22 protein-coding genes are annotated in these 18375 nt (G+C 60.2%); 16 read left to right on the forward strand and 6 right to left on the reverse strand.

The annotated features are described in order from the left end of the window. Positions 1 to 14 precede the first annotated feature (14 nt). From ACYBHZ_RS07025 to ACYBHZ_RS07040, 4 genes are all read left to right on the forward strand, one after another. Entirely contained in the window at positions 15 to 524 is a 510-nt protein-coding gene (locus ACYBHZ_RS07025; RefSeq protein WP_460273544.1) for a GNAT family N-acetyltransferase, read from the forward strand. Between the two features lie 81 nt (positions 525 to 605). After that, positions 606 to 1655, forward strand: coding sequence for a GTPase ObgE (obgE, locus tag ACYBHZ_RS07030; RefSeq protein WP_460273545.1), 1050 nt, complete (start codon positions 606 to 608; stop codon positions 1653 to 1655). Beyond that, positions 1643 to 2755, forward strand: coding sequence for a glutamate 5-kinase (proB, locus tag ACYBHZ_RS07035; RefSeq protein WP_460273546.1), 1113 nt, complete (start codon positions 1643 to 1645; stop codon positions 2753 to 2755). Before obgE ends, proB begins: the two co-directional genes overlap by 13 nt. Next, entirely contained in the window at positions 2752 to 4017 is a 1266-nt protein-coding gene (locus tag ACYBHZ_RS07040) for a glutamate-5-semialdehyde dehydrogenase (RefSeq protein WP_460273547.1), read from the forward strand. Before proB ends, ACYBHZ_RS07040 begins: the two co-directional genes overlap by 4 nt. A gap of 197 nt (positions 4018 to 4214) precedes the next feature. On the opposite strand, the gene ACYBHZ_RS07045 is transcribed toward ACYBHZ_RS07040, so the two are convergent. After that, positions 4215 to 4814, reverse strand: coding sequence for a histidine phosphotransferase family protein (locus ACYBHZ_RS07045; protein ID WP_460273548.1), 600 nt, complete (start codon positions 4812 to 4814; stop codon positions 4215 to 4217). 52 nt (positions 4815 to 4866) lie between these two features. Here ACYBHZ_RS07045 and ACYBHZ_RS07050 point away from each other — a divergent pair, with 52 nt between their 5' ends. The 3 genes from ACYBHZ_RS07050 (at position 4867) to olsA (ending at position 6843) form a co-directional block, all read left to right on the forward strand. Next, positions 4867 to 5046 carry a DUF3553 domain-containing protein gene (locus ACYBHZ_RS07050; protein ID WP_460273549.1) on the forward strand — a complete coding sequence of 60 codons (180 nt, stop codon included), beginning with the start codon at positions 4867 to 4869 and terminating at the stop codon, positions 5044 to 5046. 163 nt (positions 5047 to 5209) lie between these two features. After that, entirely contained in the window at positions 5210 to 5989 is a 780-nt protein-coding gene (olsB, locus tag ACYBHZ_RS07055; protein WP_460273550.1) for an L-ornithine N(alpha)-acyltransferase, read from the forward strand. Beyond that, the gene (gene olsA, locus ACYBHZ_RS07060; protein WP_460273551.1) at positions 5986 to 6843 is read left to right on the forward strand and encodes a lyso-ornithine lipid O-acyltransferase; all 858 of its coding nucleotides are present in this window, start codon (positions 5986 to 5988) and stop codon (positions 6841 to 6843) included. The genes olsB and olsA overlap by 4 nt, the downstream gene beginning before the upstream one ends. Positions 6844 to 6847: 4 nt before the next feature. Here olsA and ACYBHZ_RS07065 read toward each other — a convergent pair whose 3' ends face one another. After that, the gene (locus ACYBHZ_RS07065) at positions 6848 to 7474 is read right to left on the reverse strand and encodes a thiamine phosphate synthase (protein ID WP_460273552.1); all 627 of its coding nucleotides are present in this window, start codon (positions 7472 to 7474) and stop codon (positions 6848 to 6850) included. 110 nt (positions 7475 to 7584) lie between these two features. Here ACYBHZ_RS07065 and ACYBHZ_RS07070 point away from each other — a divergent pair, with 110 nt between their 5' ends. Further along, positions 7585 to 8331 (forward strand): RNA methyltransferase, encoded by a 747-nt coding sequence (locus ACYBHZ_RS07070; protein WP_460273553.1) that lies wholly within the window; start codon positions 7585 to 7587, stop codon positions 8329 to 8331. Between the two features lie 33 nt (positions 8332 to 8364). Here ACYBHZ_RS07070 and ACYBHZ_RS07075 read toward each other — a convergent pair whose 3' ends face one another. Next, the gene (locus ACYBHZ_RS07075; RefSeq protein ID WP_460273554.1) at positions 8365 to 8739 is read right to left on the reverse strand and encodes an SH3 domain-containing protein; all 375 of its coding nucleotides are present in this window, start codon (positions 8737 to 8739) and stop codon (positions 8365 to 8367) included. A 376-nt stretch (positions 8740 to 9115) separates the two neighbouring features. Here ACYBHZ_RS07075 and ctaA point away from each other — a divergent pair, with 376 nt between their 5' ends. Both ctaA and ACYBHZ_RS07085 read left to right on the forward strand, forming a co-directional pair. Further along, positions 9116 to 10258, forward strand: a complete 1143-nt coding sequence (ctaA, locus tag ACYBHZ_RS07080; RefSeq protein ID WP_460273555.1) for a heme A synthase — start codon at positions 9116 to 9118, stop codon at positions 10256 to 10258. Between the two features lie 16 nt (positions 10259 to 10274). Further along, positions 10275 to 11759, forward strand: coding sequence for a carboxypeptidase M32 (locus tag ACYBHZ_RS07085; RefSeq protein WP_460273556.1), 1485 nt, complete (start codon positions 10275 to 10277; stop codon positions 11757 to 11759). Positions 11760 to 11839: 80 nt separating this feature from the next. Here ACYBHZ_RS07085 and ACYBHZ_RS07090 read toward each other — a convergent pair whose 3' ends face one another. From ACYBHZ_RS07090 to ACYBHZ_RS07100, 3 genes are read right to left on the reverse strand one after another with little or no spacing between them, the layout of a single operon-like run. Continuing rightward, positions 11840 to 13018, reverse strand: a complete 1179-nt coding sequence (locus tag ACYBHZ_RS07090) for an HD domain-containing protein (RefSeq protein WP_460273557.1) — start codon at positions 13016 to 13018, stop codon at positions 11840 to 11842. A gap of 10 nt (positions 13019 to 13028) precedes the next feature. Beyond that, positions 13029 to 13298, reverse strand: coding sequence for a hypothetical protein (locus tag ACYBHZ_RS07095; protein ID WP_460273558.1), 270 nt, complete (start codon positions 13296 to 13298; stop codon positions 13029 to 13031). Between the two features lie 12 nt (positions 13299 to 13310). Next, positions 13311 to 13964 carry an alpha/beta hydrolase gene (locus tag ACYBHZ_RS07100; protein ID WP_460273559.1) on the reverse strand — a complete coding sequence of 218 codons (654 nt, stop codon included), beginning with the start codon at positions 13962 to 13964 and terminating at the stop codon, positions 13311 to 13313. 348 nt (positions 13965 to 14312) lie between these two features. Here ACYBHZ_RS07100 and iscR point away from each other — a divergent pair, with 348 nt between their 5' ends. From iscR to ACYBHZ_RS07130, 6 genes are all read left to right on the forward strand, one after another. Beyond that, positions 14313 to 14774: a Fe-S cluster assembly transcriptional regulator IscR gene (gene iscR, locus ACYBHZ_RS07105; protein ID WP_460273560.1), complete on the forward strand. Its 462-nt coding sequence runs from the start codon at positions 14313 to 14315 to the stop codon at positions 14772 to 14774. 37 nt (positions 14775 to 14811) lie between these two features. Further along, positions 14812 to 15861 carry a cysteine desulfurase family protein gene (locus ACYBHZ_RS07110; protein WP_460273561.1) on the forward strand — a complete coding sequence of 350 codons (1050 nt, stop codon included), beginning with the start codon at positions 14812 to 14814 and terminating at the stop codon, positions 15859 to 15861. A 70-nt stretch (positions 15862 to 15931) separates the two neighbouring features. Beyond that, positions 15932 to 17461: a Fe-S cluster assembly protein SufB gene (gene sufB, locus ACYBHZ_RS07115; RefSeq protein WP_460273562.1), complete on the forward strand. Its 1530-nt coding sequence runs from the start codon at positions 15932 to 15934 to the stop codon at positions 17459 to 17461. Next, positions 17461 to 17766, forward strand: a complete 306-nt coding sequence (locus tag ACYBHZ_RS07120) for a hypothetical protein (RefSeq protein ID WP_460273563.1) — start codon at positions 17461 to 17463, stop codon at positions 17764 to 17766. Before sufB ends, ACYBHZ_RS07120 begins: the two co-directional genes overlap by 1 nt. Further along, the gene (locus tag ACYBHZ_RS07125) at positions 17744 to 18064 is read left to right on the forward strand and encodes a hypothetical protein (protein ID WP_460273564.1); all 321 of its coding nucleotides are present in this window, start codon (positions 17744 to 17746) and stop codon (positions 18062 to 18064) included. Before ACYBHZ_RS07120 ends, ACYBHZ_RS07125 begins: the two co-directional genes overlap by 23 nt. Beyond that, on the forward strand, positions 18061 to 18372 hold the full coding sequence (locus ACYBHZ_RS07130) for a heavy metal-binding domain-containing protein (protein ID WP_460273565.1): 312 nt from the start codon (positions 18061 to 18063) through the stop codon (positions 18370 to 18372). The genes ACYBHZ_RS07125 and ACYBHZ_RS07130 overlap by 4 nt, the downstream gene beginning before the upstream one ends. Positions 18373 to 18375: the final 3 nt, after the last annotated feature.

Raw genomic sequence — 18375 nt, forward strand, 5'->3', positions numbered from 1 at the left:
TCAGGAAGACCCCGATGACTGACAAAATCCTGACAACCCGCCGATTGATCCTGCGCCGCTTGCGGCCCGAGGATGCCACCGATGTTGTGCGCAATCTGAACGACTTTGAGGTAAGCAAATGGCTCACCCGTGTTCCTTATCCGTATTCTGTTCATGATGCGAACTGGTTCACGCGACGGGTGGCGGCCAAGGCTTTTGTCTTTGGGGTCGAGTATCAGGGGCGGAATGTCGGCACCATCGGGTGCGAGGGGGAGCTCGGGTATTGGCTCGGGCGGGCGTATTGGGGGCAGGGGCTTATGCCGGAGGCGGCAGAGGCGGTCCTGAGCGCCTATTTCGCAGCGGGGCATGACGGCATAGGCGCTGGGTATTTCACGGAGAATGCCCGCTCCTCCAAAGTGCTCCGCGCCATGGGGTTCGTGGAGACGGGCACATCGCGCAGTTTTAGCCTCGCGCGGGGCGCAGAGGTCGCGCGGATCGACATGCATCTGACCCGTAAGGCGTTTGAGGCGCGAAACGGCAATTGAGTTTAACGCGAGGGCAAGATACATCTGCCCGAAAGCCTTCGGTCTATCGACATGGGATCGGAGTAGAAAAGGACAAGACCTATGAAATTCCTCGATCTTGCCAAGGTTTATATTCGCTCCGGCTCTGGCGGGAACGGCTGTGTCTCCTTCCGGCGTGAGAAATTCATCGAATACGGTGGCCCGAATGGCGGTGACGGCGGCAAAGGCGGCTCTGTGATCATCGAGGTGGTCGACGGGCTGAACACGCTGATCGACTTCCGCTATCAACAGCACTTCTTTGCCCAAAACGGGCAGTCCGGCATGGGCAACAATCGCACCGGCAAGGATGGCAATGACATCATCCTGCGCGTTCCCGAGGGCACCGAAGTGCTTGATGAGGACGAAGAAACGGTGATCGCCGATCTGACCGAAGTGGGGCAGACATTCGTGCTCGCCAAGGGCGGCAATGGCGGTTGGGGCAACGCACGGTTCAAGACCTCGACGAACCAAGCCCCCGCCAAGGCGAACCCGGGCCAGCCCGGTATTGATCGCACCATCTGGCTGCGTCTGAAACTGATCGCGGATGCGGGGCTTTTGGGCCTGCCGAACGCCGGCAAATCGACCTTCCTGTCGGTGACGTCCAACGCGCGTCCGAAAATCGCGGATTATCCTTTCACAACGCTGCACCCGAACCTTGGGGTCGTGGGCATTGATGGGGCGGAATTCGTTGTCGCGGATATTCCCGGCCTGATCGAAGGTGCGTCTGAGGGCCGTGGGCTTGGCGATCTCTTCCTTGGTCATGTCGAGCGCTGCGCGGTGCTGTTGCATCTGATCGACGGCACGTCTGAGGATGTCGTCGCCGATTACGAGACCATCGTGACGGAAATCAGCAATTACTCGCATATTCTCGGCGACAAGCCGCGTGTGACGGTCCTGAACAAGGTCGACAGCCTTCTGCCCGAAGAGGTGGAGGAAAAGTTGAAAGCTCTGCAAGAGGCGTCTGGCGGGCGGGTCTACACCATGTCGGGCGTCTCGCGCGAAGGTGTCGATACGGTGCTCCGTGCGCTCAAGGCCGAGATTTCCATGGACCGTCTTCGGATCAAGAAAGAAGAAGAGGGCGAGGACGAGGACGATCAGCCTTGGCAACCCTGATCCCATCTCTGCAGGATGCAAAACGCATTGTGATCAAGATCGGTTCGGCTCTTTTGGTCGAACAGGGCGAGCTGCGTGCGCACTGGCTTGAAGGGCTGGCGCAAGACGTCGCCATGCTGAAATCTCAGGGCGCGGATGTGATCCTTGTCTCCTCCGGCTCTATCGCTCTGGGGCGGAGCCTTTTGCATCTGCCCTCCGGTGAACTGCCGCTGGAGCAGTCGCAGGCTGCGGCCTCCGTCGGCCAAATTCGCCTCGCGCGGGCGTATCAGGAGGTGCTGGAGCCGCATGGCATCACCACCTCGCAGATTTTGCTCACTCTGGAAGACAGCGCGGATCGTCGCCGTTATCTGAACTCGCGCGCCACTCTGGATGCGCTTTTGACTTTGGGCGCTGTGCCGATCGTCAACGAGAACGACACGGTGGCCACGGATGAAATCCGCTATGGCGACAACGACCGTCTGGCGGCCAATATCGCCGTGACCGTCGGAGCGGATCGTCTGGTGCTTTTGTCCGATGTGGACGGGCTTTATACGGCGAACCCCTCGGTGGACCCGAACGCGGTGCATTTGCCCGTGGTGGAACAGATCACCCATGAGATCGAGGATATGGCGGGCGAGCCCGTCTCCGGCGTCTCGAAAGGGGGCATGAAGACCAAGGTGATGGCCGCGAAGACCGCGATTGCGGGCGGCTGCACCATGGTGATCACCGAAGGCTCGAAAGAGCGTCCGCTCAAAGCCTTGGAGCATGGCGCACGGGCGACTTGGTTCCTTGCCACAGAAGACCCGGATCATGCCCGCAAGCGCTGGATCGGCGCGATGAAGGCGAAGGGCGAGATCTATATCGATGCGGGGGCCGTCTCGGCGCTTGCCAAAGGGAAATCCCTGTTGCCCGTCGGCGTCGAGGAGGTTGTTGGCCATTTTGGCCGCGGCGAACCAGTCGTCGTGCTCGGGCCTGACGGGGCGCGCATCGGGCTCGGGCTGTCGCGCTACACCTCGGATGAGGCGGAAGCCATCAAAGGCGCGCATTCCGAAGACATACAGGCGATCCTTGGCTATCCCGGCCGGGCCGCTTTGATTCATAGAGACGATTTGGTGACATGACCGATATTGACGTGAAAGAGACGATGAACGAGCTGGGCAAACGCGCGAAAGCTGCGGCCCGCGCGCTTGCGACGGCCTCCTCCGAGGCGAAAGAAAAAGCCCTTTTGGCGGCGGCGGATACGCTTTGGGCGAACCGTGCAGAGATCATCGCAGCGAATGAGAAAGACCTCGCGTTTGGCCGCGAGAAGGGCCTGACCGATGCGATGATGGACCGGCTCAAGCTCGACGAAACCCGTATTCAGGGCATGATCGAAGGGCTGAAAGCCATCGCGGCGCAGAAAGACCCGGTGGGTGATGTGATAACCGAATGGGATCGTCCCAATGGTTTGCATATCAAGCGCGTGCGCACGCCGCTTGGGGTGATCGGGGTGATCTATGAAAGCCGCCCGAACGTGACGGCGGATGCTGGCGCGCTCTGCCTCAAGGCCGGGAACGCCGTGATCCTGCGCGGCGGTTCAGAGAGCTTCCACAGCTCCGGTGCGATCCATGCCTGTCTCGTTGAAGGGCTGAAAGCGGCAGGTTTGCCCGAGGATGCGATTCAGCGCGTTCCGACCCGTGACCGTGCGGCGGTGACCGAGATGCTGCATATGACCGATTACATCGACGTCATCGTGCCCCGTGGCGGCAAGGGGCTTGTCGGGCTGGTGCAGCGCGAGGCGCGTGTGCCCGTGTTCGCTCACCTTGAGGGCATCGTGCATATTTTCGTCGATGCTTCTGCTGATCCCGAGAAGGCGATGAAGGTCGTGCTCAATGCGAAAACCCGCCGGACGGGGATTTGTGGCGCGGCGGAATGTCTTTTGATCCATAAGGACATTGCCGACACGCTGGGTCGTGATCTGATTGCCGCCCTGACGGACAAAGGTGTCGAAGTGCGCGGCGATGCGGCTGTGCAAGGCATGGTCGATGCTGTGACGCCCGCCACCGAAGAGGATTGGGGGCGCGAATATCTCGACAGCATCATCGCCGCGAAAGTCGTGGCGGATGAGGCCGAGGCGATTGAGCATATCCAGCGCTATTCCTCCTCTCACACAGATTGCATCATTTCCGAGACGCCGGAGAACGTCGATCAGTTCTTCTCGCATCTCGACAGTGCGATCCTGATGCACAATTCCTCGACGCAATTCGCCGATGGCGGTGAGTTCGGGATGGGCGCGGAGATTGGCATTGCCACGGGCAAGATGCATGCGCGCGGCCCGGTTGGCGCCGAGCAGCTGACAAGCTTCAAATATCTTGTGACCTCTGACGGCTCTGTGCGCAGCTGATTTTACAACGTGGCAAAGTATTCACACTGCAATGAAAACGAAAGGCGCGCGGGGAGTGTCCCGCGCGCCTTTTGCGTTTTGGTTTAAAGCGTCCGGCCTTTAACCTGAGACATCAGATACAGGCTGGGCGCGTGCGACGTTCATATGTTGCACGGCGTTCGGCCAAAAGCTGTGTTTCAGGTTTTTGGTCGAACGCTTTAGGCAAAGAGTGAAATCACATTGTCGCCCGAGCTATGGGTGATCCGCCGACCGAGTGCTTCGGCCTGCAACGGGGCCAGAAGGAATTGCACATCGGAGGGTTTGAGACCCTGCGGCGCAGTGACTTTGCCGAGCCGGGCCCAGAGATCGGGCGCAGGTTCCAGACGTTGCCCGCTGGCGCGGATTTGCCATTGTTCGCCTGTATAGCTGATCTTTATTTCGCCACCGCGCGGCAGGGCGGTTTCCAGACACATCATCATCAGACAGGCCAGTTTGACCTCCTCGCGCGGCAGGTCCGCGGACGGGGTCCAGTCATAGCTGAGGCGGGAGGTGGCGATGGCTTGCAGAATGACCGCCATATCCGTGCGGGCGGTCATCTGGCCGGGGCTGGCCATGCCGAAGGCGATGCGAAAGAATTTCACGCGGGCGTTTGCATTCTCGACGCTTTCGGAGATAAGGCTTAACTCGGGCCCTGAGCCGATGCCTGACATGGACAACAGCTCCACACCGTTCGAGATCGCGCCCACCGGGCTGATCAGATCGTGGCAGATGCGGGAGCCGATCATGGCTGCGATGTCGCGTGTCAGGTCTTGGGACATAATATCTCCGGGTCTTTTAGAAATGGTCTGGATAATTTGCGAAAGGCGCAGAATGGACGATCTCAATGCAATGCTTGAACCGGGGCAGATGGTGCGTCACCCGAGCCAAGATGACTGGGGCATCGGACAGGTCCAGTCGAATATCAACGGCAAGATAACCGTGATGTTTCAACATCAGGGCAAAGTCGTGATCGACAGTCGGCGAGTGGCGCTCCTTCCGGTGTTCGAGTAAAGGACATTTCGGGGCAATTGCTCCGTAGAATGTCCTTATGGTTGCTCATAATGGCGCTCCTTGCAACTTTTGCGAGTTTTGGGGGCGGCCCGTCGTCGCCACTCTGTTGCATCGAAATCAACAAAATCTTAAAACCCGCCCACCAAAGAGCAGTGAGACCCGAATGAACGTCGCGACGTCGCAGTATCAGTTGAGATTTGCCGAAACCGCAGCGGACCTGCGGGCGGCCCAGCGGTTGCGCTATCGCGTTTTCGTCGAAGAGCTTGGATCTGACGGCGCGATGGTCGATCACGAGGCACAGCTTGAGGCCGATCAGTTCGACCCGGATTACGATCACCTGATGTTGCTGGACCCGACACGCTCCGAGGATCCTCTGGAGCAATGTGTTGGGGTCTACCGGCTTTTGTCGGGGGAGAAGGCGGCAAAGCTCGGTCGGTTCTATTCCGAAGGGGAATACGATCTGACGGCGCTGAAAACCTCTGGCAAGCGGTTGCTGGAGCTGGGGCGTTCCTGCGTCGCCAAGGAATATCGTGGCGGCATGGCCCTGTTCGAGATGTGGGCCGGGCTGGCAAAATATGTGATCGAAGAGGGCTATGACGTTTTGTTCGGCACGGCCTCTTTCTTTGGCGCGGATGTCGCGCAGCACGCGGAGGCCCTGTCGCTTCTGCATCACCGCCACCTCGCGCCGGACCTGTTGCGGGCCCGCGCGCTGCCGGAGCATTACCAGAGCATGGATCTGATCGAAGAGGATCAGATCGACCGCAAGCGCGCGATGCTGGGCATTCCGCCGCTGATCAAAGCCTATCTCAGGCTTGGCGGTACCGTGGGCGAGGGCGCCTTTGTCGATACGGCGTTCAATACGGTCGACGTATTGCTGATCCTCGACACGGATATGATCTCTCCGCGCCAACGCGCGATGTACACCAAGGAGAGCGCCGCATGAGCGCGGCGCAAAACGGTCCGCTTTGGGAAAGCCGTATTCCACCCAGTGCGCCCAATCCCGTCAATTGGGGTCTTCTCCGCGCCATCCGTCGAGGATTGCCGATCATCGTGATGATCCTGATCTGCATGGTTCTGATGATGGCAACGCGGGGCGTTGAGGCGCTATTGGTCGGCAAGCGGCGCCCGTGGTCGTCTTTCTACCCACGTTTCGTGTCGCGCAATGCGCTGCGGATGATGGGGATCAAGCTCACCGTCAAAGGCCGTCCGATGAGCCATCACGGCGCGGTGGTGGCGAACCATTCGAGCTGGCTCGATATTTTCGTGTTCAACGCGGTGCAACGTATTTTCTTCGTGTCCAAGGCCGAGGTGGCGAACTGGCCGGGCATCGGCACGATGGCGAAGGCCACTGGTACGGTGTTCATCAACCGCGATCGCAAGGAAGCCGCCCAGCAGAAGCGTCTCTTTGAAGAGCGGCTTCATATGGGGCACAAGCTTCTGTTTTTCCCGGAAGGCACCTCGTCGGACAGCCTGCGCGTCCTGCCGTTCAAACCGACGCTGTTTGCGGCTTTCTTTACGCCGGAGTTGCGGGACGAGGTGTGGATTCAGCCGGTGACCGCCCATTACATCGCGCCGCAAGGTGAGAATGTGCGGTTCTATGGCTGGTGGGGGGAGATGGAGTTCGGCCCTTCGCTCGTGCAGGTGCTCAAAGCCATGCCTCAGGGGGCGGTGGACGTGATTTTCCACGACCCGATTGCGGTGAAAGATGTGAAGGATCGCAAGGAAATGGCCGCCCGCTGCGAGGCAGCGGTGCGGTCCGGGTTGCCGGAGATTCCGAAAGAGTATCTCGGGGTGTAGGAGCTTAGCCCATCGCCGAGATCAGCTCGCCGAGCGCTTTCGCGGGATCGTCCGTCGCCCAAATCTCATCGCCCACTGCGAAGAAATCGGTCACTGGGGTCAGCTCTTTCACGATCTCGACCGTCAGCGCGCCTTCGGCCACGACAGGCACTTCGATCATGGCCGACCACCATTCAAAGAGATCGCGCGGGGCTTTCGTGCCGTCGCCAAGCTCGGTGTCGCCCACCGGGCCGAAAGCGATGTAATCCGCGCCGATCTCGCCTGCGGTCATGCCGTCATGGCGGGACGCGCCGCAGAAACAGCCGACGATGGCGTCATCGCCAAGAACCTTGCGGACTTTGCGGATGGAGCGGGCGCCGTCGTTGAGGTGAACCCCGTCGAGCCCGTGGCGCTCGGCCAGAGCGACGTGGCTTTCGATCACGATCGCAACATCGCGGGCGTGGCAAACTTCGCGGCAGGCGTCCGCCGCTTTGCCAAGCTCGTATTCGTCCTTGGAGGCCAGGGCCAGACGCACACAAGCGACATCATGCGCGTCGAGTACGGCGGCCAAACGCGGCGCGAAGTCCTCGGGCACAAAGGTGCTCGGCGTCAGAAGATAGATTTGCGGCTTTTCGTTTTGCGGCTCGGACATGGCATACCTCACGGAGTTTCGCCCGCTATAGCCCATGAATGGATCGGGTGGAAGCCTTGCGAGCGCGGCCAAATGCGGCTATTTCGCGCCAAACGTCACAGGAGCGCATCATGTCCGATCTCAAAGGCCCGACCCCGGCTTTCATCCTCGTCCGTCCGCAAATGGGCGAGAACATCGGCGGTGCCGCGCGGGCGATGTGGAATTTCGGGCTTGATCGGATGCGCGTCGTTGCGCCGCGTGACGGCTGGCCGAACCAGAAAGCGGTGGCGATGGCGTCCGGGGCAGGGCGTCTGCTCGACGAGGCGGGACATTTCGACAGTGTGCGCGACGCCGTGGCCGATTGCGATTTCGTGTTCGCGACGACGGCCCGGATGCGCGGGATCACCAAACCGATTATGACGCCGGAGCGGGCGATGGAACATGCGCGCGCCTTGGTCGCTGAAGGCAAAAAGGTCGGGGTGATGTTCGGTCCGGAACGCGCAGGGCTTGAGAACGAGGATGTGGTCGAGGCGAATGCCATCGTCACAGTGCCGGTGAACCCGGAGTTCCCGTCTCTGAACCTCGCGCAGGCAGTGCTTCTGACTGCTTATGAATGGGGCCGTCAGACGACGGAGGTTGTGCCTGAGGTGATGGAAATGGCCAAAACCGAATGGGCGGGCCATATCGAGGTCGAAAAACTCGGGGATCACTACGAAGACGTGCTGGATCAGGCCGGGTTTTTCTTTCCGCCGGAAAAAGCGGATGGGATGAAAATGGTGCTGCGCAATTTGTGGTCGCGGATGCCGCTGACCAAGGCGGATGTGCAGGTCTTCCATGGCATGATGCGCCAGATGAAGCGCTGGAAAGAGCGCGGGTAAGACCCGCGCTCCTCGTTTCCTAGAAATTTGCTCTTACGGGCGCGGCTTTTGCGGCTGCGGCGCGGGTTTGGCTTGTTGCGGTGCAGCTTTCTGGGCCTGAGGCGCGGATTGCGTCAGATAGCTCAGAGCCACCCAAATCAGCGAGCCGCCATCAACTTTCACCTGTGCCCAGTCGCCTTGTTTCTTGACGATCTGCAATTGGGTGCCACCCTTGAGCGCGCTCACCTTGCCGAAATTGGTTCCCGGACCGGAACGACCGTTCAGCGTCACGCCGGGTTTCACGTAGTATTGGCCTTGCGCCTGTTGCTGGTGTGCCGGGGCTTGGCCTTGGGCAAAGCTTGCCACGGGAGCGGCGACCATAAGCGCACTCAGCGCGACGGCGATCAGGGATTTGGATGCGAATTTCATAACTTGTGTCCTCTTCTGCTCGTTAACGACCCGCATTCGGGCCTGAGACAAAAGCATGAACGGTCATGCCGACGGTTTCCGTCGAGCATTAGAAGATTTCTCCGATCACCATCTCGTGCATGTCGCTTTTCTCAAAGCGGATTTGCTATGGGCGCGATCTTCGTGGCCTTGTCCTATTATGGGGCGGGTGGCGCTGTTAAGTGACATAGGTGTCATAGAGCCAGACTTGGCTTCTGAGCGATCTTTGTCACAGGAGCCAATCGGCCATTGCGCCGAGGGACAGAGTGCCGCGGGACCGTGCTTTTTGGCGTGATCCTGCTTGCCCTTGCCGCCGCGCCTGCCTAGGTTCACCCCCAAGCAACGACAAGAGGCACCCATGGCTGGAAAACGCAGCATTTTCGAGGACGTCGAAACGGACCAGAAGCCGAAAGACACGCCCAAGGGCGGGCTGATCGAGAAGGGTGGCACCGGAGCGCGCAAGGGCATTCGACTCTGGCTCATGGTGCTTTTCGCCTTGGTCATGGCGATGATCGCCGTCGGCGGTCTGACGCGTCTGACCGACAGCGGCCTGTCGATCACGGAGTGGAAACCCGTCACCGGCGCGGTGCCGCCGCTCAGTGATGTCGCCTGGCAGGGTGAGTTCGAGAAATATCAGCAAATTCCGGAGTATAAACTCCAGAATGAAGGTATGAGCCTTTCCGAGTTTAAATCGCTCTACTGGTGGGAATGGGGCCACCGCCAACTGGGCCGTGTGATCGGCGTGGTGTGGTTCTTTGGCTATCTCGGCTTTGCCGTCGCGCGCAAAGTGCCGACCGGCTGGCACAAACGGCTGATCTTCATCGGCGCCCTTGGCGGGCTTCAGGGGGCGATCGGCTGGTGGATGGTGTCCTCCGGTCTGAGCGGCGACAAGTTGGATGTGGCCTCTTACCGTTTGGCCACTCACCTTGGGCTGGCGTTCATTATTCTGGGCTTTATCGCGTGGTATGTCCTTCTGCTCGGGCGGTCCGAGGCGGAATTGATGCAGGCGCGGCGGGCCAAGGATGCGAAATTGTTCGGCATGTCGACGGGGATGCTGCATCTCGCCTTCCTGCAAATCCTTCTGGGCGCTTTGGTCGCCGGGATCGATGCGGGGCGGGGCTATACCGACTGGCCGCTGATGGGCGGGCAATTCCTGCCGCCGGATCCGTTCTATATCGAACCGATCTGGCGCAATTTCTTCGAGAACCCGGCGACCGTGCAATTCATGCACCGTATGGCGGGCTATCTGCTGTTCATCTTCGGGATCGTGGCTTGGCTCAAGGGCCGCAAATCCGCGAACCGGACGACGGTCGGCGCGTTCAACCTGATGGCGGCGGTTCTGGCGCTTCAGGTGATCCTCGGCATCACGACGCTTCTGCACGGCGCTCCGCTGGCCTTGGGGATCAGCCACCAGATCGGTGCTGTGGCCCTGTTCGTGGTGATTTCCCGCGCGCGCTTCCTGTCGCAATACCCGCAAACCCAATACATCCGTTCCGCGTAATCCGAGAGGTTTGAAAATGAGTGCTTATGACGATCTGTTTGCCTATGTGCGCACCACCGAAGCCCTCGGCCAGATTGCGGGACGGTTGTCTTGGGATCAGGAAACCGTCATGCCGCGCGGTGCGGCTGAGCAACGGGGCGAGGAATTCGCCGCCATCGAAAGCGTGCTGCACGCGCGCCGGGTCGATCCGCAGCTTGGGGAATGGCTGAGCCAGATCGATGACGAGACCCTCGATGATCTGGGCAAGGCCGTGATGCGACACACCCGCCGGTCTTACGCGCGCAACACGAAGGTGCCTGCCGATCTCGCCGCTGAGCTGGCGCGCGTGACCTCGGTCGCTCAGGGCATCTGGGCGGAAGCGCGGGCGCGCGACGATTTTGCCCATTTCGCGCCGACCTTTGAGGAAGTGGTCAAACTGCGCCGCGAAGAGGCCGCCGCGCTCAAGGAAGGCACGGATCACGTCGATCTCTGGGATGCGCTGCATCAGGATTATGAACCCGGCTCGTCCGGCGCTGAGTTGGAGGCCATGTTCGGCGCGCTGCGCCCGCGTCTCGTGGCTTTGCGGGACAAGATCATGGGCGCGCCCCAGCCGAAGGGCCTCACCGGCACCTTTGACGAAGACAAGCAAATGGCGCTGACCGGCATGCTGGCGGGCACCTTTGGGTACGATTTCGATCACGGGCGGATCGACAAGGCGGTGCACCCGTTCTCGTCCGGCTCCGGTCTGGATGCGCGGATCACCACCCGGACCAATCCTGACGACCCGTTCAATTCGATCTATTCGACGATCCACGAGGTCGGCCACGCCTGTTATGAACAGAACATCTCCCGCGATTACCTTCTGACCCCGCTCGGGGCTGGCGTCTCCATGGGCGTGCATGAAAGCCAGTCGCGGATTTACGAGAACCAGCTGGGCCGTTCGCGCGCCTTCACCGAATATCTCTTCGGTCAAATGCGGGACACGTTCGGTGACTTCGGCATCGACACGCCGGACGCCTTCTATGCGGCGATCAACCTCGTCACGCCGGGCTATATCCGGACGGAAGCCGATGAGGTGCAATATAATCTTCATGTCCTGCTGCGTTTCGATCTGGAACGTCAGATCATCAACGGTTCGCTCGACATCGCCGATCTGCCGGAGGCTTGGGACAGCTGTTTCGAGGCCGATTTCGGCGTCAAGGTGGACAAGATCTCCAACGGCTGCCTTCAGGATGTGCACTGGCCGGTGGGGCTGTTCGGCTATTTCCCGACCTACTCCCTCGGCAATGTCTACGCCGGATGCCTGCACAAGGCGCTGCGCGGCGATATTCCTGACCTCGATGCGCAACTCGTCAAAGGCGACACCTCAGGGGCGACGGGCTGGCTCAAGGAGTACCTGCAACAGTTCGGCGGGCTGCGTGAGCCGCGTGACACGATTGTGCATGCCTGTGGCTTCGCGCCCTCAGAAACGCCGCTGCTCGATTATCTCGAAGAGAAATTCGCGGGTATCTACGGATTCTGAGTATTTTGAACAGCAAAGGGGACGGGCGTGTTTCCTTTGCGGCTCAAATACTCATGCGAGGTTTGTCCGTGCGGGAGTTGTCAAAGCGCGCCGCGGGCGACGAACCAAGGTTCGCATTGGCTCCGAATGTAGGGCCAGAGCTTCGGGCAGCCACGTGCGATTTTGACGCCGACACGGCTGTCGAGCTGGTGCAGTTTGACGTCATAGGTCCGCCATGAGCCGCCATCGTCCGACAGGTTGTGCAGCACGGGCTGCACCCGATCGATGGATTTGGCGTAGATGGCGGTGGGGGTCTCTGCGGCCTCGAACTCTTCCCAGATCGCGCGGAACATCGGGCCTTGATCGCCGGGGAGAAGCCCGAACAGGCGATCGGCGGCTTGCTGTTCGGCATCTTCCTGCGCTTTCTGGGCTTCCGGCGTTACCGCGCCGTGGATCGGCGTGTCGCCGGCGTCCACTTCGACAATGTCGTGCAGCAGGAGCATTTTGAGCGCGAGGGCGATATCGACACCCTCTTGCGCGTGATCGGCGAGGGTCAGCGCGTAGAGCATGATGTGCCAGCTGTGTTCGCCGGTGTTTTCCTTGCGCGATCCGTCGGCAATCGGCGTGGCGCGGTAGACGGATTTGAGCCTGTCCGCCTCACACCAGAACGCAAAGCGTTGGGCGAGGATCGGATCGGTCGTCTCGTTCTCGAAGGCGGCGCGGGTGAACTCGAACAGCTCCGGCAGAATGTCCTTGGCTTTCACCGCGCGACCCCGATGCAGGTTGCCGCCGACGATCTCGCGCTCCTCCTCAAGCTGTTCGGGCGCGCCGATGCTTTGTAAGGCGGGGGCGAGATAATCGACCGCCTTGGCAAAGCGTGCGGTCGGGGTCTCCATCGCTTCGAACTCTTCCCAAGTCGCGCGGTAGCGGGCGGAAAGGTCGTCGGGGAGCAGGCCGTAGATGCGTGCGGCGGCGGCTTTTTCCTGCGCCGCGATTTGATCGGTGTCGTAGAGAATGTGGATCGGGTGATCGCCCGCGTCCACCTCGACAATGTCATGCAGGATCAGCATCTCGATGGCGCGGTTCAGATCGACGCCGGGGGCTGCGAGAGGGGCGCAAAGGAAGGCGAGGAGACAGGCATGCCAGCTGTGTTCGGCGGAGTTCTCGAACCGCGACCGGTTCATCAGCTGGTTGGCGCGCTCCACCGTCTTGAGCCGGTCGGCCTCCATCAGAAAGGCGTATTGGGCGTCGAGGCGGGGGGAAGCGCTGTCTTTGGGCATGTGTCTCTGTCTAGTATTCGATGTCGTCTTCCGCGCCGGGAGGGGGGGCGGAAGCTTCGAGGCCGGACTTGGCCTCGGTGATGCGTTTCATCAGGTACTCCCGTGCGCGCTTTTCAGCAAGGCGCACACGGGCCGCTGTCATGAAGGCTTCTTGCGTGGTGATCGAGGAGGCACCGAGCACGCGCGACACGTCCTGGATAAGCTGTTCATCCTGAATGATATCGAGCGCTGCGATTGTGTCTTTCGCCAGATCGTCGGCGAGATCCTCCATGATCCCCATAACAAAACCTCTTTAGCGGGTGTTCTCGGTCAGACGGCGGCGGACATATTGGTCCACGGTGCCGATCATCTCTTCCATATGCGGGTCTTCAAAGAAGTGTCCGGCCCCCTCGATTTCCTCGTGGGTGATGGTGATGCCCTTTTGCTCGTGCAGCTTGTTGACCAGCGTATGCGTGTCCTTCGGCGGCGCGACGCGGTCGGCGGTGCCGTTGATGATCAGGCCAGACGAGGGGCAGGGCGCGAGGAAGGAGAAGTCGTACATGTTGGCGGGCGGCGCAACGGAGACGAAGCCGGTGATTTCCGGGCGACGCATCAGAAGCTGCATGCCGATCCATGCGCCGAAGGAGAAGCCCGCGACCCAGCAATGTTTCGCATTCGGGTTCATCGACTGCAAATAGTCGAGCGCGGAGGCAGCATCGGACAGCTCGCCCACACCTTGATCATATTCGCCCTGCGAACGGCCCACGCCGCGGAAGTTGAACCGCAGCACGGTGAAGCCCATGTTGTGGAACGCGTAATGCAGGTTATAGACCACGCGGTTGTTCATCGTGCCGCCGAATTGCGGATGCGGATGAAGAATGATGGCGATGGGGGCGTCTTTTTGCGGCTGCGGGTGATACCGGCCTTCGAGCCGGCCCTCGGGGCCGGGAAAAATCACTTCGGGCATCTTGTCCCTGTCTCCTCATGTGGCGCCGGCGAAAAATCACTTCGGGCGCCTGTCGCGGCAGTCTGTCGTGCGCATTGCGGCCCGGTTCGGCCCGCTTTGCGTCCGTTGTAAACCCGGGCGCGGTTTATAGTTGACGAATTTCCTCGGGCAACTTAGAAACATTCTAAATTGACCGAAAGCAAAGCGCGCGCGGGTGGTAAGGACGTAAGGCCCCCACGCGGGCACGTCAATGTTTTTACGTTTGTTTTCGTTGCCTGCGCGTAAGGAATCGCGGCAAACGGCGACAAGAGCGAGAAAACTGAGGCTCGAGGTCGTGACGTGAGCGCGCTCGGTATAAGGGGAAAGACGATGAAGTTGTCGACAAAAGGGCGGTATGCCATGGTGGCATTGGCGGATCTGGCTTTGCAGCCGGAGGGAAATCTGTTGTCTCTGGCAGAGATTTCGAAGCGTCAAGATATTTCCCTGCCGTATCTCGAACAGCTTTTCGTGAAGCTGCGCCGCGCCGAGCTTGTGACCTCCGTGCGGGGGCCGGGCGGCGGCTACAAGCTTGCGAAGCCGGCCTCTGAAATTCGCGTGTCTGACATTCTTGGCGCCGTCGATGAAACCGTGTCGGCGATGCACACCGGGGCAGGCGCCTCGGGCGGAATTTCCGGCTCGCGCGCCCAGTCGATGACCAACCGGCTGTGGGAAGGGCTTTCGGCCCATGTCTACGTCTTCCTGCATCAGACGCGCCTGTCCGATGTGGTCCGCAACGAGCTGCGCCCGTGCCCGGCGGTTCCGAATATCTTCTCCGTCGTAGATGAGGGGTAAGAGAGATGTCGCTGGGTGACCTGAAAGCGTGGCTGTCGTGAACAGTTCGCGGACATATCTCGATTGGAATGCCACGGCTCCTTTGGCACAAGCCGCGCGTGACGCGATGATTGCGGCCATGGATGAACTCGGCAATCCGTCTTCCGTGCATGGCGAAGGCCGTGCGGCGAAGGGGCTGATGGAACGTGCGCGGGGGCAACTTGCGGATGCGTTTGGCGCGCAGGGGGCGGATATCGTCTTTACCTCCGGGGCGACAGAGGCGGCGGCGATGGCGCTGTCCGGCAAGGGCATGCAGTGCGCGGAGGTCGAACATGAGGCTGTGTCAGCGTGGTGCGAGACCGATCTTCCCGTCGATGGCGCGGGCCATGTGACACTCGCGGACCCGGCCCATAGCACGCTGCAGATTGCCAATTCCGAGACGGGGATCATTCAGGAATTGCCGGAAGGTTTGGCAGTCTGTGACGCAACACAGGGCTTCGGGAAAATTCCGCTGGCCTTCAATTGGCTGGGCTGCGATATGGCGCTTCTTTCGGCGCACAAACTTGGTGGGCCAAAGGGCGTGGGCGCTCTGGTGCTCAAACAGGGGCTCGACGTTGAGGCTTTGATCCGGGGCGGCGGTCAGGAGATGGGGCGCAGAAGTGGCACCGAAAACCTGATCGGCATCGCGGGGTTCGGGGCTGCGGCGGAACGTGCGGCGCAACTTTTGGCGGATGGCGTTTGGGACGAGGTCGCTCAAAAACGCGATATGCTTGAGGCGCTACTGGCCGATGGGCTGGACGCTCCTATTTTTGTAGGGAAGGGCGAGAAGCGCCTGCCCAACACGATGAACCTGATCACGCCCGGCTGGAAGGGCGAGACACAGGTGATGCAGATGGATTTGGCTGGGTTTGCGGTCTCCGCAGGATCGGCCTGTTCGTCCGGCAAGGTCCGTGCCTCCAAGGTGCTGACCGCGATGGGATATTCCCCGGAGGAGGCGGCAAGCGCCTTGCGGGTGTCCATCGGTCCGGATGTGACGAAAGAGGAATTGGAGCGGTTCGCCAGCGCTTGGTTGGCCGCCTATGGACGCTGGCGCAAACGCGCCGCATGAGACAGGCCCGCAAGCGGGTGAAGAGACAAAGCCCGAAAATGGGCAAAGACGCACATGAAGGAGTGATCCCATGATGGATGACGTTCAGGTCAAGGAAGGTGTCGAGGAGGAAACGGTTGCGGCCGTGAAATCCCTCGCCGGGAAATACAAATACGGTTGGGACACCGATATCGAGATGGATTACGCCCCCAAAGGGCTGACCGAGGATATCGTGCGTCTGATCTCGGCCAAGAACGAAGAGCCGGAATGGATGCTGGAATGGCGTCTTGAGGCTTATCGTCGCTGGATCACGCTGGAAGAGCCGGATTGGGCGATGCTCGACTATCCTGAGATCGATTTTCAGGAGCAGTATTACTACGCGCGTCCGAAAAGCATGGCCGAAAAACCGAAGTCGCTCGACGAGGTCGATCCCAAGCTTCTGGAAACCTACAAGAAACTCGGCATTCCTCTCAAAGAGCAGATGATCCTCGCCGGTGTCGAAGGCGCAGAAGACGTGCCCGCCGATGGCGACAATTCCGAGCGCAAGGTTGCCGTGGACGCGGTGTTCGACTCCGTCTCCGTGGGCACGACCTTCAAAGCCGAGCTTGAGAAGGCGGGCGTGATCTTCTGTTCGATCTCTGAGGCGATCAAGGACCACCCGGAACTGGTGAAGAAATACCTCGCCTCCGTGGTGCCGATCTCCGACAACTACTATGCGACGCTGAACTCCGCCGTGTTCTCCGACGGATCGTTCGTCTACATCCCGCCGAACACGCGCTGCCCGATGGAACTGTCCACCTATTTCCGTATCAACGCGGAAAACACCGGTCAGTTCGAGCGCACGCTGATCATCGCCGACAAGGGTGCTTACGTGTCCTATCTCGAAGGCTGTACGGCTCCGCAACGTGACACCGCGCAGCTTCACGCGGCTGTCGTCGAGATCGTCATCGAGGAAGACGCCGAGGTGAAATACTCGACGGTGCAGAACTGGTTCCCCGGCGATGAGCAGGGCAAGGGCGGCATCTACAATTTCGTGACCAAACGCGCCGATTGCCGTGGCGATCGGGCGAAGGTGATGTGGACGCAGGTCGAAACCGGCTCTGCCGTGACGTGGAAATACCCGTCCTGCATCCTGCGCGGTGACGAGAGCCAGGGCGAGTTCTACTCCATCGCCATCACCAACAACTACCAGCAGGCCGACACCGGCACGAAGATGATCCATCTGGGCAAAGACACCCGCTCGCGGATCGTGTCGAAAGGCATCTCTGCCGGTAAGGCGCAGAACACGTATCGTGGTCAGGTGTCGATGCACCCGAAAGCCAAACGGTCGCGCAACTACACGCAATGCGACAGCTTGCTGATCGGCTCGGATTGCGGTGCCCATACGGTTCCTTACATCGAAGTGAAGAATAACTCTTCGCGTGTCGAACATGAAGCGACGACCTCCAAGGTGGATGATGAACAAATGTTCTACTGCCGCCAGCGGGGCATGGACGAAGAGGAAGCTGTGGCGCTGATCGTCAACGGTTTCGCCAAGGAAGTGCTGCAAGCGCTGCCGATGGAATTCGCCATGGAAGCGCAGCAGTTGGTGGCGATCTCTCTGGAAGGGTCCGTGGGCTAATGCCTGGTTGGGGTGAACACTATGACGAGTTTTGGACTGGCATCGGCTCTTCGATGCCGTCACAAGTGCTGGTTGCGGTGAGAAACACTCCAGCACAGATATTTTTCCATGGCCCGCTGGGTCTCGTTGTCGCTGAGAAAATTGAAAGCTTCGAGTTTGATGGCTGGGAGATCTTCGATGGCATTGAATGTTCCGAAACTCGCTTTGAAAACGTCCGAGACGCAAAAACGGCTGTGTTGAAGCTCTATCTTTCTCGGGTGGAAGAAATTCGAGAGAGGGGTGATGATCCCGACGGAGGATATTGATGAGCATCACAAGAACAACTCTCGCAGTCACCGCAAATCACAGGTTTCAAAAATGATGATCCCATCCGACTTTGAGACCGACGCGCCCGAGATCTCTGGCATGATCGGCGGCACGCTCCGGGTGAAGCCTGGGACCAAGACCGTGATCTCCGCCATGATCAATCGCGATCTGATCCTCTCGACTGGCGTCGAGGCGGAACTGACCGGGATGGTGCAGAACAACGTCTATCTCAACGGTGGAACGCTCACCGGCAAGGGCCTGATCGGCGGCGATATTTTGCAAGAGGGCAAGCAATGATCGTGACCACCACCCCCTCCATCGAGGGCCACAAGATCACCGCCTATCATGGTGTTGTCACCGGTGAGGCGATCATGGGCGCGAATATCGTCCGTGATCTCTTCGCGCAGGTGACTGACATCATCGGCGGGCGCTCGAACGCCTATGAGTCCAAACTCGCCGAGGGCCGGGAAACCGCTCTGAGCGAGATGGAGGACAAGGCGCGCTCTATGGGCGGCAATGCCGTTGTGGGGGTCGATCTCGATTATGAGGTGATCGGCCAGATGCTTATGGTGTCCGCCTCAGGCACCGCTGTGACCGTGGAGTAACCG

This window comes from Celeribacter sp. ULVN23_4, from assembly GCF_054788345.1.